The sequence below is a fragment of the Vreelandella malpeensis genome (genome assembly GCF_020622355.1).
Lineage (GTDB): Bacteria > Pseudomonadota > Gammaproteobacteria > Pseudomonadales > Halomonadaceae > Vreelandella > Vreelandella malpeensis.
In genome coordinates, this window is the sequence record NZ_WHVL01000005.1 from 1 (window position 1) to 19563 (window position 19563).

At 63.9% G+C, this 19563-nt stretch carries 16 protein-coding genes; 5 read left to right on the top strand and 11 right to left on the bottom strand.

The window, feature by feature from the left end; translation table 11 throughout:
• Positions 1-692: electron transfer flavoprotein subunit alpha/FixB family protein (locus GEV37_RS11765; protein ID WP_227390458.1), on the top strand; the 692-nt coding region annotated here is incomplete at its 5' end.
• 29 nt (positions 693-721) lie between these two features.
• On the top strand, positions 722-1681 hold the full coding sequence (locus GEV37_RS11770) for an NAD(P)H-dependent flavin oxidoreductase (protein ID WP_227390459.1): 960 nt from the start codon (positions 722-724) through the stop codon (positions 1679-1681).
• Here GEV37_RS11770 and GEV37_RS11775 read toward each other — a convergent pair.
• From GEV37_RS11775 to GEV37_RS11805, 7 genes are all read right to left on the bottom strand, one after another.
• On the bottom strand, positions 1663-2442 hold the full coding sequence (locus tag GEV37_RS11775) for an enoyl-CoA hydratase/isomerase family protein (protein WP_227390460.1): 780 nt from the start codon (positions 2440-2442) through the stop codon (positions 1663-1665). The two genes, GEV37_RS11770 and GEV37_RS11775, sit on opposite strands and share 19 nt — an antisense overlap.
• A gap of 11 nt (positions 2443-2453) precedes the next feature.
• A complete protein-coding gene (locus GEV37_RS11780) occupies positions 2454-3575 on the bottom strand; it encodes an acyl-CoA dehydrogenase family protein (protein ID WP_227390461.1) in 1122 nt (373 codons plus the stop codon).
• A 10-nt stretch (positions 3576-3585) separates the two neighbouring features.
• A complete protein-coding gene (locus tag GEV37_RS11785) occupies positions 3586-4779 on the bottom strand; it encodes an acyl-CoA dehydrogenase family protein (protein ID WP_227390462.1) in 1194 nt (397 codons plus the stop codon).
• Positions 4776-6191, bottom strand: coding sequence for an enoyl-CoA hydratase/isomerase family protein (locus GEV37_RS11790; RefSeq protein WP_227390463.1), 1416 nt, complete (start codon positions 6189-6191; stop codon positions 4776-4778). The genes GEV37_RS11785 and GEV37_RS11790 overlap by 4 nt, the downstream gene beginning before the upstream one ends.
• Before the next feature lie 94 nt (positions 6192-6285).
• Positions 6286-8292, bottom strand: a complete 2007-nt coding sequence (locus tag GEV37_RS11795; protein ID WP_227390464.1) for a TRAP transporter permease — start codon at positions 8290-8292, stop codon at positions 6286-6288.
• A 47-nt stretch (positions 8293-8339) separates the two neighbouring features.
• Entirely contained in the window at positions 8340-9500 is a 1161-nt protein-coding gene (locus GEV37_RS11800; RefSeq protein ID WP_227390465.1) for a TAXI family TRAP transporter solute-binding subunit, read from the bottom strand.
• Between the two features lie 215 nt (positions 9501-9715).
• Positions 9716-11416: a SulP family inorganic anion transporter gene (locus GEV37_RS11805; protein WP_227390783.1), complete on the bottom strand. Its 1701-nt coding sequence runs from the start codon at positions 11414-11416 to the stop codon at positions 9716-9718.
• Between the two features lie 204 nt (positions 11417-11620).
• On the opposite strand from GEV37_RS11805, the gene GEV37_RS11810 reads away from it, so the two are divergent.
• Positions 11621-13264 carry a methyl-accepting chemotaxis protein gene (locus tag GEV37_RS11810; RefSeq protein ID WP_227390466.1) on the top strand — a complete coding sequence of 548 codons (1644 nt, stop codon included), beginning with the start codon at positions 11621-11623 and terminating at the stop codon, positions 13262-13264.
• On the opposite strand, the gene rarD is transcribed toward GEV37_RS11810, so the two are convergent.
• Positions 13241-14143 (bottom strand): EamA family transporter RarD, encoded by a 903-nt coding sequence (rarD, locus tag GEV37_RS11815; RefSeq protein ID WP_227390467.1) that lies wholly within the window; start codon positions 14141-14143, stop codon positions 13241-13243. The genes GEV37_RS11810 and rarD overlap by 24 nt on opposite strands.
• 77 nt (positions 14144-14220) lie before the next feature.
• Between rarD and GEV37_RS11820 the strand changes: the two genes are divergently transcribed.
• Together GEV37_RS11820 and GEV37_RS11825 are read left to right on the top strand one after the other, a co-directional pair.
• Positions 14221-15036, top strand: a complete 816-nt coding sequence (locus GEV37_RS11820) for an amidohydrolase (RefSeq protein WP_227390468.1) — start codon at positions 14221-14223, stop codon at positions 15034-15036.
• Positions 15036-15737 (top strand): pseudouridine synthase, encoded by a 702-nt coding sequence (locus tag GEV37_RS11825; protein ID WP_227390469.1) that lies wholly within the window; start codon positions 15036-15038, stop codon positions 15735-15737. Before GEV37_RS11820 ends, GEV37_RS11825 begins: the two co-directional genes overlap by 1 nt.
• A gap of 85 nt (positions 15738-15822) precedes the next feature.
• Here the strand turns inward: GEV37_RS11825 and GEV37_RS11830 are convergent, their stop codons facing one another.
• From GEV37_RS11830 to GEV37_RS11840, 3 genes are read right to left on the bottom strand one after another with little or no spacing between them, the layout of a single operon-like run.
• Positions 15823-17415, bottom strand: coding sequence for an ABC transporter ATP-binding protein (locus GEV37_RS11830; RefSeq protein ID WP_227390470.1), 1593 nt, complete (start codon positions 17413-17415; stop codon positions 15823-15825).
• Entirely contained in the window at positions 17408-18475 is a 1068-nt protein-coding gene (locus GEV37_RS11835; protein ID WP_227390471.1) for an ABC transporter permease, read from the bottom strand. The genes GEV37_RS11830 and GEV37_RS11835 overlap by 8 nt, the downstream gene beginning before the upstream one ends.
• 1 nt (position 18476) lies before the next feature.
• On the bottom strand, positions 18477-19550 hold the full coding sequence (locus GEV37_RS11840) for a microcin C ABC transporter permease YejB (RefSeq protein ID WP_227390472.1): 1074 nt from the start codon (positions 19548-19550) through the stop codon (positions 18477-18479).
• Positions 19551-19563: the final 13 nt, after the last annotated feature.

Below are 19563 nucleotides of genomic sequence, written 5' to 3' on the forward strand. Positions count from 1 at the left end.
AGCTCGCCGGCGACTACACCCACGTGCTCGCCAGCGCCTCGACCACCGGCAAGAACGTGCTGCCGCGCGTGGCCGCGCTCAAGGACGTCAGCCAGCTCTCCGAGATCGTCGCGGTCGACGGCCCGGATACCTTCAAGCGCCCGATCTACGCCGGCAACGCCATCGCCACGGTGAAAAGCGACGATGCGCTCAAGGTGATGACCGTGCGTACCACGGCCTTCGACGCCGTCGGCCAGGGCGGCAGCGCCGCGATCGAGGCAGTAGACACCGTCGTCGAGAACGGCCAGTCGCAGTTTATCGGTGAGGAGCTTGCGGCCTCGGACCGTCCGGAACTGGGCGGGGCGAAGGTGGTGATCTCTGGCGGCCGCGGCATGGGCAACGGCGAGAACTTCAAGCTGCTCGACGCCATCGCCGACAAGCTCGGCGCGGCGGTCGGCGCCTCGCGGGCGGCAGTGGACGCCGGGTTCGTGCCCAACGACATGCAGGTGGGCCAAACCGGCAAGATCGTGGCGCCGGATCTGTACATCGCGGTGGGTATCTCGGGGGCGATCCAGCACCTGGCGGGGATGAAGGACTCGAAGGTGATCGTGGCGATCAACAAGGACGAGGAAGCGCCGATCTTCCAGGTGGCAGATTACGGGCTGGTGGGGGATCTGTTCGAGATCCTGCCGGCACTCGAGAGCAAGCTGTGACGTTCATCTGATTCGACCGGGAGCATGCCATGCCGAAGGATCTTGTTGAGTCTCTGACGCTGCCCGTGATCGGCTCTCCCATGTTCATCGTGTCTGGCCCTGAACTCGTCATTGCCCAGTGCCAGGCCGGTATCATCGGTGCCTTTCCCGCGCTCAACGCTCGCCCGGCCGAGGCGCTGCGCGACTGGCTCGAGCAGATCACCCGGTGCCTTGAACAGTACAACGACGACCATCCGGACACACCGGCGGCACCTTTCGCGGTGAACCAGATCGTGCACCCGACCAACGATCGCCTCGAGAACGACATGGCGCTATGTGCCGAGTACCGGGTGCCGCTGGTGATTACCAGCCTGCACGCGCCGAACCGCGTGGTCGAACAGGTGCATGCCTACGGCGGGCGAGTCTTTCACGACGTCACCACGCTGCGCCACGCCAGAAAGGCCGTCGAGGCCGGAGTGGATGGCCTGATTCTGGTTTGTCAGGGCGCCGGTGGCCACGCCGGGCGGCTCAATCCCTTCGCCTTCGTGGCGGAGGTGCGTGCTTTCTTCGATGGGCCGCTGGTGCTGGCCGGCGCGATCACGCGCGGCGAGCAGATCGCGGCGGCCCGCGCCTTGGGCGCCGACCTGGTCTACATGGGCACCCGCTTTATCGCCACTCGAGAGGCCAACGCCGAGGCGGCGTATAAGCAAATGCTGCTGGAATCCGCGGCAGGAGATATCGTCTATACGAACCTGTTTACCGGCGTACACGGCAACTATCTGCGTCAGAGCATCGAGACGGCGGGGCTTGACCCGAACGCGCTTCCCGAGGGCGACAAGAGCGCGATGCGCTATGGCTCCGGCGGCAGCAGCAAGGCGAAGGCCTGGCGGGATATCTGGGGCGCGGGCCAGGGCGTGGGGTCGATCAACTCGCTTGAAAGCGTGGCCGATGTAGTAGCCACGCTTTCAAGCGATTATCGCTTGGCGCTAGATCACTTGCGCCGGCTTTGACGAAACGCCGCGAGGCGCTGCGTGAAGTCACCCGACGCCTTGCACCGATCCTGAAGCTCGCCTTCTAGGGTCATGGTTTCGGCAAGCGAGAGCGCCTGGGCGCTTCGAAGCGCTCGCTTGGTGGCTGCCAGCGCCTGGGGCGACTGCGTGACCAGTTGACGCGCCAGTGCGTGCGCCTCGGCGACCACCGCATCGTCATCGACAACGCGATTGGCAAGACCTAGCGATCGGCAGCGCTCGGCCTCGATAGGGGTGGCCAGCACCGCCATTTCGAAAGCCTGCGCATGGCCCAGCTTGCGCACCAGGTGCCAGTTGGCGCCGCCATCCGGAATCAGGCCGATGTTGATGAATGCAAGTTTCAGGTAGGCCGAGCGCCCCATCACCACCAGGTCGCTCGCCAGTACGTAGGAGACACCGATGCCTGCCGCCGCTCCGCTGACCGCGGCGATGACGGGCTTCTCCATGGCCATCATGCTCTTCAGTGCGGGCAGGAAAAGCCGTGCCAGCCGCTCGCTGGCCGGCTGTGCGTTGGTGTTCTCGAACTCCGCCAGATCCGCCCCGGCGCAGAAGGCGCTGCCTTCGCCACGCAGGATCACACAGCGCACATCAGGATGTTCAGCCACGCTTTTCAAGGCGTCGCCGAGCGCCAGTGCTGTCGCTTCGTTCAAGGCATTGCGCACGCTCTGGCGATTAATCACCACCTCTATAACGCCGTCTTCCACGGCGCTGATGGTGACCACTTCATCGGTGCAGGACCACATGAAAAGAATCCTTAGGCAGCGTCGAGCCGGTCGCTGACGGTTTCAAGGTGGAAATCGGTATCGCCCAGGTAGTGGTCGAACATCACCAGATGCCGGGCAACGCTTGCGATAGGGCACTCGTCGGTCATGCCCATGGCACCATGCAGCTGGATCGCCTGCTCGGCAATGAAACGGGCTGATTCACCGCAGTACGCTTTGGCGGCGGCGATCCTGTAGTCACGCTCCTCACACGAGAGCGAAAGGCTAGTGGCGGCCAGAATTGTCATCGAACGCGACTGCTCCAGATGCAGGTGCATATCGACCATACGGTGCGAAAGCGTTTGAAAAGAGGCTAGCGTCTGGCCGAACTGCTTGCGCTCCTTGAGATAGGAAAGCGTCTGATCGCAGGCCGACTCCATCGCGCCTAACGCTTGGGCGCAAAGCCCGGCCCGGCCGATGGCAAGTACCTCGTCCAGTGCACCTTCCACGTTCTCGCTCAGACAGTGGTCATTGCTCAGCTCCACGTCCTGTAGTGTCAAATCGCCGGCACTCTGCTCGTCCATCGTGCGGTAGTCGAAGCCCGAGGCGCCGGCGCTAGCGGCGGGCACAACGAACAGCCCCAGCTTGCCGCTATCGAGTTTCGCCGTGATCAGTGTCGCCGCGGCCGACTCAAGGTTCATCACTAGCGTCTTCTGGCCTGTGAGGCGCCAATGGTCGTTCTCGCGGCGCGCCGTGGTGGTGATTCCCTTGGCATCGTTACGGGCGGCGACCTCTTGCCAGGCGAGCGCCAACTGATGCTCGCCGCCAAGCAGAGGATCCAGCCAGCGGGTCTGCTGCTCGGCGCTGGCCGTCAGGGCCAAAAGCTGCCCTGGCAGCACGAGTCCGAACAGGTAGGGCTGTGGTACCAGCCCGCGGCCCAGAGCCTGAAGGATGATCATCAGATCGGTGCCGTCACCATTGAGCCCGCCCACCGACTCGCTGAAGGGCATGTGCAGAAGGCCAAGCTCGGCGAAGGTCTGCCAGAGTGCGTTATCGGCACCTGCTTTAGAGTCGTTGCGCATGTGGCGGCGCTGCTCGAAGGAGACCTTATCGGCCACCAGGCGAGTCAGCGTCTCGTCGAGCATGCGTTGCTCGTCGGTCAATGCAAAATCCATGGCGCTCCCCTTACATGCCCAGAATGGTCTTGGCGACGATGCTTTTCTGTATCTCATTGGCACCGCCGTAGATCGAAAGCTTGCGCCGGTTGAAATACTGGGCGCTGGCCGCCGCGCTGGTGGCGTAGCTTTCGTCCAGTGGTTCGTCGCCGTAGAGAAACTCGGGAAAGAAAGCCACAGCGGCGGGGCCCAGCGCGCGTCGCGTCAGCTCGCTGAGCTCCTGGCGAAGTTCCGATCCGCGCACTTTCAACAGCGAGCTCTCGGCGCCGGGCGCGCCGCCATCGCGGGCGGCAGCGATCACGCGCAAATTGGTCACCTCCAGCGCCATCAGCTCGAGTTCGGCCTTGACCACGCGCTGGCGAAAGCTCGGCTGCTCGAGCAGCGGCTTACCGCGATGCTCGATACGCTTTGCCAGAGATTTCAGGTGGCGAAGTGCCTGCTTGGCATGACCAAGCCCGGCGATGCCGGTGCGCTCGTGGGTGAGCAGAAACTTGGCGCAGGTCCAGCCCTGGCCCTCGTCGCTCACCCGGTTCTCGACCGGCACGCGCACGTTGTCGAGAAACACTTCGTTGACTTCATGGGCGCCGTCGAGCGTGATGATCGGGCGCACCGTGATGCCCGGTGTCTGCATGTCGATCAGCAAGAAACTGATACCCGCCTGTTTCTTGGCAGCGGGGTCGGTGCGCACCAGACAGAACAGCATGTTGGCGTGCTGGCCCAAGGTGGTCCAGGTCTTCTGGCCGTTGACGATGTAGTGATCGTTCTCGCGTACCGCACGAGTAGTGAGGCTCGCCAGATCCGACCCGGCACCGGGTTCGGAGTAGCCCTGGCACCACCAGTCGCGGTTGTCGAGGATGCGCGGCAGGTAGCGCGCTTGCTGCTCGGCGGTACCGAACTTCATGAGTACCGGCGCCACCATGGTGACGCCGAAGGGCACGACCGTGGGGGCGTGGGCGGCGGCGCACTCTTCATCGAAGATATGGCGCTGCACCGGGCCCCAGCCCGGGCCGCCGTGTTCGACGGGCCAGTGGGCCGCTAGCCACCCCTGACGGCTCAGAAGGTTCTGCCAGCGCAGATGATCATCGGCGCGCAGGTGACGGCCAAGGCGCACGCGCTCCTGTATGTCGCCCGGAAGTGCGTCGACGAGAAACTGACGAACCTCGGTGCGAAAGCGCTGCTCCTCGGCGGTAAAGGTCAGGTTCATGGCGACTCCTGGACGGTCAGGGTGGCTTGGCGGTGCGGGCCGCCGAGCGCGCGCGGATAGCCGAGCACCTCCACGGCCAGCAGGTCGATATCGGCCGGACGGAAACACTCGCCCCGCTCGGCGATACCCAGGCTTGCGGCTTCGAGCACCGTCCGACCCGCATCGTCCGAGGCATTCTCGAGAGCGGCCTCGAGCGTGGCCAGTATGCTGTGACGGCGGCTGGCGACCACGTTGACGCGCAGTGCCTTGAGCGTCAGCGCGGCGCGCTGGTGGGTCAGCGGGTCGTCGACGTGATCGACCAGCTCATGAAAAACACCTCGATCGGCCAGAACGAGGCTCAGGCCGACGTTGGGAATATCATCCGATGCTTCTTGTAGGGTGATGCGCACGGCATCGACCGGACAGGTCTCGGTACCGGCGTTCGGGGCGATCAGACAGAGTTCGGTATGCGCATCGGGCGCGTCGAGTAGCGTCATATTGGCGCGAGAGGCGGCGTTGGAGAGCGATTCGAAGAGTGGATGCTCGCCGACGAGCGCCACACGCTCAAAGGCAGTGATGTCTTTCACACCAGTGACCAGATGCGGGCTGCGCGCCGCAAAGAAGAGGTGAATCAGGCCGGCGCGCTGGGGGGAGTCCATGCAGGCCATGAACAGTTCGCGTTCGCGCTTGAGCCCTTCATCGAGCGTTCTTGCGCTGGACGATGCTTCGATGGCCTCGACGATGCGAAAGGGCGAGAAGAGCTCCGGCGTTTCCCGCTGCAAGTGTTCCTGGGCCGCCAGAATGGCTTTCGGGTTCGCCTCTGGCGCAGGCAACTGACCGGTAACACGTGGCGTGATACGCCCGGCCAGCATATCTCGGGCGGCCTTCAACCCTGCGTCCAGAGGGGTTTTAGCCTCACTTACGCTATCGATGATGCTGGCTTCGAGCGCTTCATCGGTATTCACGAAACGCCCGCTGGTGATGATGTCCAGTGCAAGCTCGACGCCGGTCAAGCGCGGCAGGCGTTGGGTGCCGCCGGCGCCGGGTAGAAGCCCCAGCTTGACTTCGGGAAGCCCGACCCGGGTGCCCTCGAGTGCTACGCGGTAGTGGCAGGCCAGCGCCACCTCGAGCCCTCCGCCGAGGGCAGTGCCGTGCAGGGCGACGATCAGCGGTTTGGGGCAGTTTTCGAGCGCCCTGATGACATCGGGAAGTATGGGTGGCTTCGAGGGTTTGCCGAATTCACGAATGTCGGCACCGGCGATAAATGTGCGACCGTTGGCCACAAGCACCAGTACCTGGGTTTGCGGATCGGCGATACCCTCCTCGAGTGCTTCTATCAGGCCACTGCGTACGCAGTGGCCCAGTGCGTTGACAGGGGGATTGTCGATCTCGATCACGCCGATAGCATTGTGGCGTTGGTAGGAAACGGTCATGGTTCTCTCGTCTTGAATGAATGACACATGTGTTCGATCCGGGTGGTTGCAGGATAGTGGCGGTAGCGTTCTTATCGTCATTGTTTGATGGCACTCAAACGGTCTGCTGGACGGTGTGCTGCTTGCGCTGGCCAAGACGCGCAAGCAGCACAGCGGGCACCAAGGCAGCGAACGCGAGGCCTGCAAGCTCGAGTTGACTTAGCGGCACCATGCCGCCGCCGGGTAGCGCGAAGAGCAGCCCCGCCAGCAGTACCAGCGAGCGGATGACGCTCTCCTGTACCACGCCATACCCCAGTCGACCAACGCCGATCAGATAGCCCTGCATGGCAGAGGCGAACAGCACGATACCGATGAGCGCCTGAATGAAGACCGCCGCGATCAGCAGAGGCGCGCCTTGCATGATCAGTGCCGGATTGAGCACGAACAGGAAGGGAATGAAGTAGATGACGCTGCCCAGTCGCATGGCCTGCAGGCCAGTGGCCATGGGGCGGGCGCCGGCTACCGTCGCGGCGGCGAAGGCGCCGAGCGCCACTGGCGGGGTGATGAAACTCAGCATGCCCCAGTAGAGGATGAACATGTGCACTGCCATCGGGTCCAGTCCGCCGCCTTGAATCAACGCCGGTGCCAACGCCACGGCCAGGAAGATGTAGGCGGCGGTGACTGTCATGCCGATACCCAGCACGAAGCTGGTGACTGCGCCCATGATCAGCAACAGCGGCACGCTGCCTCCAGCAATGTTGATGAAATCATTGGCGATGGTGCCGGAGAGCCCAGTCATCGAAAGCGCCCCTACCAGCATGCCTACGCCGGCCAGGATCGCGATCAACTCGGCGAAGAGCTTGGCCGACGAGGAGAGCGCATCTCCCACATCCGACCAGCCCCAGCGGTTGTGCTTCGATAGTTGGTTGAGTACCAGCAGAAGCGCGGTGGCATAGAAAGGCGCGACGGCTTCGCGTTGCATCACCAGTAACATCCAGACCAGCAGGGCGAACACGAAGATGAAGTACCAGCCCTCCTTGAGGGTCTGCTTGAGCGAAGGTAGTTCGGCCGCCGGCAGGCCTTGAATCTCGTTGCGCGCGGCGTAGGCATCGATCTGGATGAAGAGCCCCAGAAAATAAAGAATCGAGGGAATCACCGCTGCCAGTGCTACCGCCGAATAAGGAATGTCGAGGAACATGGCCATCACGAAGGCGGTCGCACCCATCACCGGCGGCATCAGTACGCCGCCGGTCGAGGCGCAGGCCTCCACGCCGCCAGCAAAGGAACGGCTCATGCCGATGCGCCGCATTGCCGGGATCGACAACACCCCGGTAGTCAGCACGTTGCTGATGACACTACCGCTCATCGAACCCATCAGGCCGCTCGAGAAGATCGAGACCTTGGCCGGTCCACCTCGAACGTGGCCCAGCAAAGCAAAGGCCAGATTGATGAAGAACTTGCCGCCGCCGCTTTTCTGAAGCACCACTCCGAAGACCAGAAAGCCGATGACCAGCCCGGCGAAGGCCTGCAATGGCACGCCCATGATGCTTTCGGTACTCATGGTGTGGTACATCGCCGTCTGTTCGAGCGTCGAGGGAAATGCCTGAATCGGGCCGGGCACTTTATCCGCCACCAGCGGATAGAGCGAAAAGAGACCGGCAATGATGGCAATCGGCAAGCCCCCGGCGCGGCGAGCCGCTTCGATGATCAGTACCCAGTAGGCGTAGCTTGCGTAAACCGCAAGGGGCGGTGCCGAGAAGGCCCAGCCGCGCTCGAGAATGGGTACGGCGTTGTAGACGAAGTAGCCCCCCACGATCAGCGTGACAGCGCTGAGCACATAGTCGTACCACGGTATGGGCTGACCCAGACGGCTCACGTGCAAGGGCCAAAGCAGAAATACGAGTGGTAGCAAAAGCGCTACCACAGCGTAGTAGAACTGAGTTTCCAGTCCGGTAACGAAGGTCAAAAGCCCCGTATTGAACAGGTAGTCCAGCGTCAGCAGCATGAGGATGACCGTCACTGCGGCGGGTATCCAGCGAAGGCATGCGGGCAACTCGCGAATCTGACTGATCTTCTCTTTGAGCTGTGCCTTGCGTGCAGCAGGTGGTGTCTCGTTGGTCATGGGAGGTCCCCCCTTCAGTGGACGGGGCAGCGATCGCCCCGAACGAGTCACTCGAAGATCGGTTCGAAACCGGCATCGCGCAGTGCAGTGGCGCGCGCGTTCATCCATTCGCTGGTGAAAGCGTCGTCATCGGCGGGAGCGTTCTGCATGAACTGCTCCCAGGCTTGCATCAGCACGTTCTGGCGTTCGATCAGCAGCTCTTGGTGGGCCTGCAGCTCGTCACTCCACGCGCCGGTCTCTTCGTAGTACTCGACCACCGCATCATGAAACGGCACGACCCACTCGAGATCTTGGTACTCCAGCGCATAGCCGTTTGCACCAGGGGCGTTGTCTTTGTAGTCGTCGTAGTTGTCCTGCAGCGCCTTGATCAGGCCATAGGCGATGTTGTCGTCCAGGTCCTGGTTGGCTACCACGATGGGGTAGGGGTAGCTGGCGCTCGACAAGGGTGTGTCAGGGCCGATGTTACCGGCGCCTGCCGTCACTTCGTGTGGGCGAAAATACGGTGCGACGGCGGCCATGCGCTGCCATCCCGCCTTATCGCTCGGGTCGAGCATCGGCCAACTGATGCCGCGCGGGCTGCTGGCTAGTTGCTGGGCCGGCGGGGTCACGGTGGTCGTGAAGGACGCATCGACGTCACCGGCGATGATGCCGTCGAAGGAGCGCGCGTAACCGGGATAATCCACCCGCTCCACGTCGTCCCAGGTAAGCCCTCCAAATGCCAGATACGCCTCGGTACCCTTGTTGAGTGCGTCGTCACCTCGAATGTAGGCAATGCGCTTGCCGGCAAGGTCTGCAGGGGTCTTCACATCCAGATCTCCCGCCACCGCCAGCGATAATCCGAACGAGGCGGTGGACGTGGTGATCACGCGGATTGACTGAGGCCCCCAATCGCGGTCGGCGAACATCAGTACGCCCTCGGCCCCGTAGTAGCTTGCGATGCCGCAGGCACAGAGGTCGACGCGACCCTGCTTGAGTGGCGTCATTCGGGATACGTCGTTTTCACCCGGCAGCACGCGCACTGACGAACCGTATTCGTTTTGCAGCATGTTGCCGATGGCGACCGCCTGGGCATAGCCGCTGGAGTTGGTGCCGTAGGCCGTCCAGGCCATGGTAGCGGGTAGATCGACTTCGTCTGCTTGAGTGGAAAGGATACCGGCCAACGAGAGGGTGAGGGCGGCGGCGAGCGGGCGTTTATGGAATGAGCGCATGGGGGCTCCTGCGTTGTGCATCTAGGATTGGCGTTATAGTTTTATTTACACTTCATTACTTAATGTTCCGCTATGCGGTACGTTGTTTTGCAATATGCAATTGATAGTAGAGAAGCTTCGAGACCAATGTCAACGCCGGCGTCATTGCAGGAGAAGGGTAGGTACAGACACTCGGAAGCCAGCACGCGGCTGGCTCCATTCATATGTGTGGAGAACTACTGAAATTCGCGCCAGGCGGCGTAGGTACTAAGGAAGACGCGCCCGGTGAGCGCATCGAGGAAATCGCTCTGCTTGAGGCGGTCCATTACCGGGCCTTTCACCTCGGAAAGATGGAGCTTGACTTCGGAGTCCTTGAGGCGCGCATTGATCGCATCCAGGCTTTCCAGCGCCGAGGCATCGATGAGGTTCACCGCCGAGCAGATCAGCACCACGTGCTCGATCTCCGGGCGGCTCGCCACCAGGTTGTAGACGGTGTCCTCGAGATAGCGCGCATTGGCGAAGTAGAGACTTTCGTCGATGCGCAGGAGCGCGGCGTTCTTGGGTGCCTCTACATCGTGACGCTCGACGTTGCGAAAGTGTTCGGTATCCGGCACGCGACCGACCAGCGCGCTGTGGGGGCGACTGGTGCGGTAGAGAAACAGCGCAAGCGACAGCGTCACGCCACCGATGATGCCTGCTTCGACTCCCTCTACCAAGGTGAGCACGATGGTTAGTGCCATGGCCGCGAAGTCGCTGCGCGAGTAGCGCCAGGTCTGGCGTAGCATGGTGATGTCGACCAGGGTGAGAATCGCCACCGTGATGGTGGCCGCCAGGGTGGCGATGGGCAGGTAATGGAGCCAGCCGGTGAAGGTCAGCGTGACGAGCGCAATGCCGAGTGCTGCGAAGGCGCCCGCCGCCGGCGTCTGGGCGCCGGCATCGAAGTTGATCACCGTGCGCGAAAGCCCGCCGGTCACCGGCATGCCGCTGGTCACGCCCGCCGCCAGGTTGGCGGCACCCAGTCCCACCAGCTCCTGGTTCGGCGCAATGCGCTGGCGCCGCTTGGCAGCGAGCATCTGCCCCATGGAAACCGACTCGACGAAGCCCACCAGGCTGATCAGTAGCGCGGGTATCAGAAGCGTCTTCCAGAGCGCGACATCGAAAGACGGCAAGCTCAAGGCGGGGAGTCCGGCGGGAATATCACCCACTACGGCCACGCCCTGGTTCGTCAGCTGGAAGTGCCAGCACGCGAGCGTCGTCACACTGACGGCGAAGACGGGTCCCGCCTTGGTCAGAAGATCCGCCACCCCGTCTGGCAGGCCGAGGCGGATGAACGAACGCTTGCCGAAGCGGCGCATGCCGACCAGAAAGAGCAGCGTGCCCGCGCCGATCACGAGGGTATAGACGTTGCTTGAAGCCAGGTTCGGCACCAGCGTCATGACCCGCTCGACCAGGGTGAAACCGCTGCTGTCGATGCCCAGAAGGCTCCCGAGCTGGCTCGCCGCGATCAGGATGCCCGACGCCGTCAAGAAACCGGAGATGACCGGGTGACTCAGAAAATTGCTGAAGAACCCCATCCGCGCAAGTCCCATGCCGACCAGCATCAGCCCGGAGAGCAACGACAGCACCAGCGCCGCCTCCAGGTAGAGCGCCGAGCCCGGCTCGGCTACCGCACTCAGCGCCGCGCCGGTCATCAATGCGATGATCGCTACCGGCCCCACGGCCAGCGTCTGGCTGGTGCCCATCAAGGTGTACAGAAGCTGGGGCAGGATGCTCGCGTAAAGCCCCACCACGGCGGGCAGGCCCGCCAGCAGCGCGTAGGCCAGCGACTGTGGAATCACCATGATGGTGACGATCAGCCCGGCCAGCGCATCGGCGCCGAGCAGCCGACGGTGGTAGTGGGGTAGCCAGGTGAGGATGGGAAAGTAGTGCTTCAACATGGTGTCCAGACGTCGGCGTTCGAGCGGAAGTCGCACGCCCTATACTAGCGCGTTCACGCAAGGCTTAGCGTGTCTGGTTGAAAATAACGCCCGTCCTTCGTCCAAAGTGCAATTTGCTCGCCGCGCGCGACGCGGTAATCTGGCTTTGCTACCCACGCTTGCAATACGCGTTTCACCAATGACACGACAATAAAGGTGCACGCCATGTGGCGATTGACGATTCTGGTGCCCTTGGCACTGTTGGGGGCTTGCCTCCCTCTGCTGGCGAGTGGCTGGGTGTATTCGGCGTTGGGCTTGGCCTTTCTGGCCGGGGGGCTGACCTGCGCTTGGCTTTACCGCGAGGTCTACGAGAGCGCGAGCGTTGAGGGCTCGTGGCGTCCGGGGTTCAAATCGCTCGCCGATTACGCCTCGCTCAAGGCCATGGCCTATCGCTTGATGGGGCGGGCAAGCCGTACGGCGATCGCCTCCGCCGAGGTATCGCACCACGCCGATGCCATGGATCGGCGCCTGCAAGATCAAAAGCGCAGCACTCGGGAAGCCGCCGCCAGCATGGCCGAGGTGGCCACCGCGATCAGCCAGGTCAGCGCCAGCGCCACTCAGGTTGCAGCACTGGCCGAGCGGGCCGGGCGCTCCAGCCACCAGAACCATGCAAGCCTTGCTGAAATTGTCGAGGAGATGAACGGCGTGACCCAGCGCTCCGGCGAGGCGCTGGCACTTCTTTCGTCACTCAACGAGCGCATCGACCGGGTGCGTAACGTCACCTCGGTGATCGATGAGATCGCCGAGCAGACGCACCTGCTATCGCTCAACGCCTCGATCGAGGCGGCGCGTGCCGGGGAGTACGGGCGCGGCTTTGCGGTCGTGGCAGGCGAGGTGCGAAACCTGGCGCAGAAGACGTCCCAGGCCACGGCGAGCGTGGAGACGCTGGTCGGTGACATGCACAGAAGCGCTCACGAGGTCGTGGCGACTATGACGGATCTGATGACCCGTATCGGCGAGCGCGCCACCGGAATGCGCGCGGTGGGCGAAGGGCTTTCGACGATCACCCAGGAGTTCGACGAGGTGAACCGCGAGATCGGCGGCGTTGCCGAGGCCATGATCAGCACGCGAGCTCACAGTCAGACCGTCAGCGCGATACTCGTTCGTCTCGAGCAGGACGTGGACGAGGGCCATCACCGCATGCATGATCTCGCCTTTCGGGCGCGGGATCTGATGGAAGCGGCCGAAGGTACGGATGGGGAGCTCGCCCAGCAGCGCCTTGAAGGGCGTCACCAGGTGGTGTACAAGGCCGCGCGCGAAACCGCGAATCGACTCCAGGCGCTGTTCGAGAAGGCCATCAGCGAGGGCGAGCTGTCACGTCAGGCGCTGTTTCACCCCGAATATCTGCCCATCGCGGGTACCCAGCCGCCGCTTTATCGTACCGGTTTCGACAGGTTCACTGATCAAAACTTCCCCGCGCTTCAGGAGCCCCTGCTCGAGAAGCTGTCGCTCGCCTACGCGATCGCCTGCGATCGCAATGGCTACGTGCCGACCCATAACCAGGCCGTGAGCCGGACACCGACCGGCGATCTCGAGCACGACCTCGCGTACTGTCGCAGCAAGCGCATCTTCGATGACGCGACAGGCAGCCGCTGCGGCGCCCATACCCAGGCGCTGCTGCTGCAGACCTACAAGCGCGATACCGGCGAGGTGATGCACGACTTGTCGGTGCCGATCTTCATCGGCGGCGAGCACTGGGGCGGCTTTCGCATCGGCTATCGACCCGAGACGACATTGCAGTCGTCGGCACGCTACGTGTCTATCGAAACCGACGAGACCACGGCGCTAGCCCGCCTGGCGCGGGCGTGATCGCCAGGAGGACCAGGAGTAAAGGCCAAGGCCTGCCCAGATCATGACGAAGGTAACGAGCTGAATGCTGCCCAGCGGCTCCCCGAAGACCACCAGCGCGATCAGGAACTGCAAGGTCGGGTTGATGTACATGAGAAACCCGAGAGTCGACAGGCGAAGCCTGCGAGCAGCGCCGGCGAAGGCCAGAAGCGGCAGAGCGGTGGCGACGCCGCAGCTCGCCAGCAGGACGCTCGTCGGCAGGTCCTGCAGAAAGTGCGACGCGCCTTGGGCGCTGATAAAGCCAAGGGCCAGCAGCGCCAGCGGCAGCAGCACCAAGGTCTCCACGAAGAGTCCCGACAAGCCATCCAACGCGACCTGCTTGCGAAAAAGCCCGTAGCTGCCGAAGCTCAGCGCCAGCAGCAGGCTGATCCAGGGCAGCTCGCCGAGGGTCAGAAGCTGGATCAGAATGGCCACGCTTGCAAGCCCGAGTGCGGCGAGCTGCGGCTTGGCCATCGTCTCGCGCAGCACCAGCACCCCGAGCGCTACGTTGATCAAGGGCGTCAGGAAGTAGCCCAGGCTCGCTTGCAGTACCTGGCGGCTTTCCACCGCGTAGATATAGAGCCCCCAGTTGACCCCGATAAGCACCGCACAGACCAGCACCCGCCCGAGCCGTTTCGGCGCTTTCAAGGCATTAGTCACCGGCGCCCAGCGCTTGAGCAGCGTGATCACGCCGACGAGGAAGACGCAGGACCAGAGGATACGGTGGATCAGCACCTCGAAGGCAGGCACGCCGTCGAACAGCGCGAAGTAGAGGGGAAAGCAGCCCCACATCAGGTAGGCGGTCAGCCCGAAGGTGACGCCCTTGGCGACTTCCGGATCGCGAGACGGGAACGAGAGCATGACGGCCTCATTATCAAAAAATGCTAATCTAGCACACAACGTCAACATACACCGGTAGAGCGAAAAGGAGACACGGCATGGCCGAGTTGAAGACGAGCCTCATTCAGTGCGACCTGCGCTGGGAGGACCCCCGGGCCAATCACGCGCACCTGGAAACGCTGCTCGGCGAGCTCGACGGGCGCGATACCGACCTCATCGTGCTGCCGGAGATGTTCGCCACCGGTTTCACCATGAACTCGCGCGAAATGGCCCAGCCCATGGCGCAGAGCGAAAGCGTTGCCTGGCTCTTGGAGCAGGCGAAGGCGCGCGGCTGCGTGATGACCGGGAGCGTGGCGATCGTCGATGGGTGCGAGTACTACAATCGCCTGATCTGGGCGACGCCCGAGGGCGAGGTCATCCACTACGACAAGCGCCACCTGTTTCGCATGGCCGGCGAGCACGAGCGCTACGGCATGGGCCAGGAGCGGCGCATCGTTGAGCTCAACGGGTTCAGAATCCTGCTCAGCGTCTGCTACGACCTGCGCTTCCCGGTCTGGATGCGCCAGCAGCCCGCCGAGGGGGAGCACTTCGAGTACGACGCCATCCTGTGCGTAGCCAATTGGCCCGCCGCCCGTCGCCAGCCCTGGCGAACGCTTCTGCAGGCGCGCGCGGTGGAGAACCTGGCCTACGTGGTCGGCGTGAACCGGGTGGGCGAGGACGCCAAGGGGCTTGGCTACAGCGGCGACTCGCTGCTGGTCGATTTCAAGGGCGAGCCCTTGATCGATCGCCCCGCGAACGAGGCCTTCATCGCCACCGGCGTGCTCGACAAGGCCGAGCTCGACGCCTTTCGCGAGAAGTTTCCCGCCTGGCAGGACGCGGACCGCTTCACCCTCGTGCCGGGGGTGGGCCACTGATGCGCCTGGACCGTTTTCTGAGCGAAACCACGCCGCTCACGCGAAGCCTCGCCAAGCGTGCCTTGAAGGGCGGCAAGGTCACCGTCAACGGGGTCGCGGTCAAGCAGGCCGCGACCCATGTGGTCATGGAGGATGAGGTACGGTTCAACGGCGAGCGCCTGGCTCTGGTCGGGCTGCGCTACGTGATGCTGCACAAGCCTGCCGACGTGGAGTGCACCGCGCGACGCGGGCTTTATCCGCGGGCGATCGATTTGATCGATTTGCCCAAGGCCGAGCGCCTGCAGCCGGTAGGGCGCCTCGATGTCGACACCACCGGGCTCTTGTTGTTGACCGATGATGGTCAGTGGTCGCACCGGGTGACCTCGCCGCGCCATCGCTGCGACAAGGTTTACCTCGCCGAGCTGGCCGAGCCGCTGGAAGGCGCGGCCGCCGAGCGCGCCGAGGCGCAGGTGCGCGAGGGCATCCTGCTCGAGGACGACGACACGCCGACCGCGCCGGCCACCCTCGAACTGCTCACGCCCACACAAGCCAAGCTGACCTTGACCGAAGGGCGCTACCATCAGGTCAAGCGCATGTTCGGCGCGCTCGGCAACCGGGTGGTCGCGCTGCATCGCCATTCGATCGGTTCCATTGCGCTGCCCGACACCCTGGCACCGGGCGAGTGGCGCGAGCTCAGCGCCGAGGAAATTGCCCGCTTCTAGCGAGCGAGTTGCCACGATCATGATTTATACCGTTATCTTGCTTTCAAGCCCCTTCATTTCGAAGGGGCTTTTCGTCTTGACGTCATCAGGCGACGACAGAGGTGAGGTGGGCGGCGTCGATCAGCGCGCGGGTATAGGCATGGCGAGGTGAGGAGAGGACCTCGAGGCAGTCGCCGTGCTCGACGACCTCGCCCTCCTTGAGCACCATGACCCGGTGAGCCATGGCGCGTACCACCGCCAGGTCGTGGCTGATGAACAGATAGCTCAGCCGTCGCCTGGCCTGTACGTCGCGCAGCAGGGCGATCAGCTGCTTTTGCACGGTGCGATCCAGCGCCGAGGTCGGCTCATCGAGCACCAGAAGCTCGGGTTCCAGGATCAGCGCCCGGGCCACGGCAATGCGCTGGCGCTGACCGCCGGAGAACTCGTGCGGATAGCGTGCCGCGCAGCTTACAGGCAGGCCGACCTCCATGAGCGTCTGATGAACCCGGGTGCTCACATCGGCGGCGTCGAGCTCAGGGTGGTGAAAGCGCAGGCCTTCGCTGACGATATCGAACACCGACATGCGCGGCGAGAGTGCCCCGTACGGGTCCTGGAACACCATTTGGAAGCGGTGTCGCTGGCGGCGCAGCGCGTTGCCGGAAAGCGTGCCGAGCGGCGTATGACCCAGGGTGATGCCGCCTTGGCTCGGCACCAGGCGCATGATCGCCGAGGCCAGCGTCGTCTTGCCGGAGCCGGATTCGCCGACGATACCCAGCGTCTCGCCCGGGGCGATGGTCAGGTCCATCGGTTTCACCGCCTCAATGGGTGGCGGCGGGCGTTTGAACAGCCCGCTGCGGGGGCGCGGGAAGCTCACTGCGAGCCGCTGCGCGCTTAGAAGCGGTTGCGCATCCGTGACCGGCGCCGGCCGACCCTCGGGTTCGGCGGCGATCAGCGCCTTGGTGTAATCGCTTTGCGGGTGCGCGAAGATCTGCTCGACGGGGCCGATCTCTTCGATACGGCCCGCCCGCATGACGCACACCCGCTCGGCGAAGCGGCGCACCAGGTTCAGGTCGTGGCTGATGAACAGCATTCCCATGCCGCGGGTGTCGCGAAGCTCACGGAGCAGCGCCAAGATCTCCTGCTGAACAGTGACGTCGAGCGCGGTGGTCGGCTCGTCGGCGATCAGAAAGGCCGGGTTGTTGGCGATCGCCATGGCGATCATCACCCGCTGGCGCTGGCCGCCGGAGAGCTGGTGCGGCCAGGCGTCAAGGAGCTCGTCGACTCGCGGCAGCTTGACCTGTTCGAGCAGCTCGCGGGCGCGGCGGCGCGCGGCGTGACCGCGAAGCCCTTGGTGCAGGCGCAGGGTTTCGCCGATCTGCCTGCCGATTCGGTGCAGCGGGTTGAGCGAGGTCATCGGCTCCTGGAAGACGAAGCCGACCCGATTGCCGCGTAGCGCGTTCCACTCGCGCTTGTCAAGGCTGGATAGCGAGGTGCCCTCGAGCCAGCGTCCGCCACTCACCTCGGCGTTGCCTGGCAGCAGATCGATTGCTCCCAGGGCGGAAACCGACTTGCCGGAGCCCGACTCGCCGACGATCGCCAGGGTCTCGCCGCGTGCCACGCTCAGCGAAAGCGAGGTCACCACCGGCTGCCCGTCGAAGGCGACGCCAAAGTCATCGAGGCGAAAAAGCGGCTCAGGCATGCGAGGCTCCCGGGGTCGGTGCGGTGGCGGCATTCACGTGGCGCGGATCAAAAGCGTCGCGCAGCCCTTCGCCGATGAACACCAGCAGCGACAGCATGATCGCCAGTGTCATGAATGCGGTGATGCCGAGCCAGGGCGCGTGCAGATTGTTCTTGCCCTGGGCGGCGAGCTCGCCCAGCGACGGCGAGCCCGGCGGCAGGCCGAAGCCGAGAAAATCGAGCGCAGTCAGCGTGCCGATGGCCCCGGTGAACAGAAACGGAATGAAGGTCAGCGTCGCCACCATGGCGTTGGGCAGCACGTGGCGCCACATGATCAGCCGTGACGGCAGGCCCATGGCCCTGGCGGCGCGCACGTACTCCAGGTTGCGCGCGCGCAGAAACTCGGCGCGCACGATGTCCACGAGCCCCAGCCAGGAGAACAGCAGCATGATGCCCAGAAGCCACCAGAACCCCGGCTGCACGAAGCTCGCCAGGATGATCAGCAGAAACAGCACGGGAAGCCCCGACCAGATCTCGGTGACGCGCTGGCCGATCAGGTCCACCTTGCCGCCGAAGTAGCCCTGCACGCCGCCGGCCAGCACGCCGGTGACGATGGAGCCGGCGGTCAATACCAGAGCGAAGGCCACCGACAGGCGAAAGCCGTAGATCACCCGGGCCAGCACGTCGCGGCCCTGGTCGTCGGTGCCAAGCCAATGGCGGGTATCCGGCAGGGCGGGTGACGGGCGGCTCATCTGCATGTCCAGCGTCTGGTAGGAGAAGCGGATCGGTGGCCAAAGTGCCCAGCCGTTCTCCTCGATCTGCTCCTGGATGAACGGGTCCAGGTAGTCGGTTCGGGTAGGCAGGAAACCGCCGAACTCGGTTTCCGGGTAGTCCACCAGCAGCGGTGCGTACCACTGGCCGTCGTAGTGCAGCACGAGCGGCTTGTCGTTGGCGACGAGTTCCGCCGCAAGGCTTACCAGAAACAGCATGGCGAACAGCCACAGCGATACCCGAGCGCGGCGGTTGGCCTTGAAGGCGTTCAGGCGGCGCCGGGTGATCGGCGAAAGGCGAAGGGCGGCCATGTCACGACTCCCGGGTAGCAAAGTCGATGCGGGGGTCGACCCACACGTAGGTGAGATCCGAGACGAGCTTGAGGATCAGCCCGATCACGGTATAGAGAAACAGCGTGCCGAAGATCACAGGGTAGTCGCGCTGCATCACCGCCTCGAAGCCGAGAAGGCCGAGCCCGTCCAGCGAAAAGATCACTTCGATCAGCAGCGCCCCGGTGAAGAAGATGCCGATCATCGCCGCCGGTAGCCCGGCAATGATGATCAGCATGGCGTTGCGGAACACGTGCCCGTAAAGGATGCGGTTTTCGCTTGCGCCCTTGGCGCGAGCGGTGAGCACGTACTGCTTGTGGATCTCGTCCAGAAAGCTGTTCTTGGTCAGCATGGTCAGCGTGGCGAAGCTGCCGATGGCCGCCGCGGCGACCGGCAGGGTGATATGCCAGAAGTAATCCTTGATCTTGCCGAGAAGCGAAAGCTCGGCGAAGTCCGGCGAGGTGAGCCCGCGAAGCGGAAACCAGTCCAGGTAGCTTCCGCCGGCGAACAGCACGATCAGCAGGATGGCGAACAGAAAGCCGGGAATGGCGTAGCCGACGATCACCAGCCCCGAGCTCCAGACGTCGAACCGCGAGCCGTGGCGCAGCGCCTTGCGGATGCCCAGCGGAATCGAGATCAGATAGACCAGTAGCGTTGTCCAGAGCCCGAGCGAGATCGATACCGGCAGCCGCTCGATCATCAAATCGATCACCGGACGGTCGCGAAAGAAGCTGGTGCCGAAATCCAGGCGCAGGTAGTCGCCCATCATGGTCAGGAAGCGCTCGTGGGCGGGCTTGTCGAAGCCGAACTGCTGCTCGAGCTGGGCGATGAAGCGCGGGTCGATGCCGCGGGCCCCGCGCGAGTCGTCGTTGACCTGGATGTCCGCGCCGCCCATGTCCAGGCGCGTGCTGGCCATGGCGTCGGCGCCTTCGAAGCGTGCCAGCATCTGGTCGATCGGCCCGCCCGGGGCGGCCTGCACGATCATGAAGTTGAGCAGCATGATGCCCAGCAGTGTCGGGATCATCAACAGCAGTCGGCGTAGGGTATAGCGGGCCACGGTGAACTCCAGT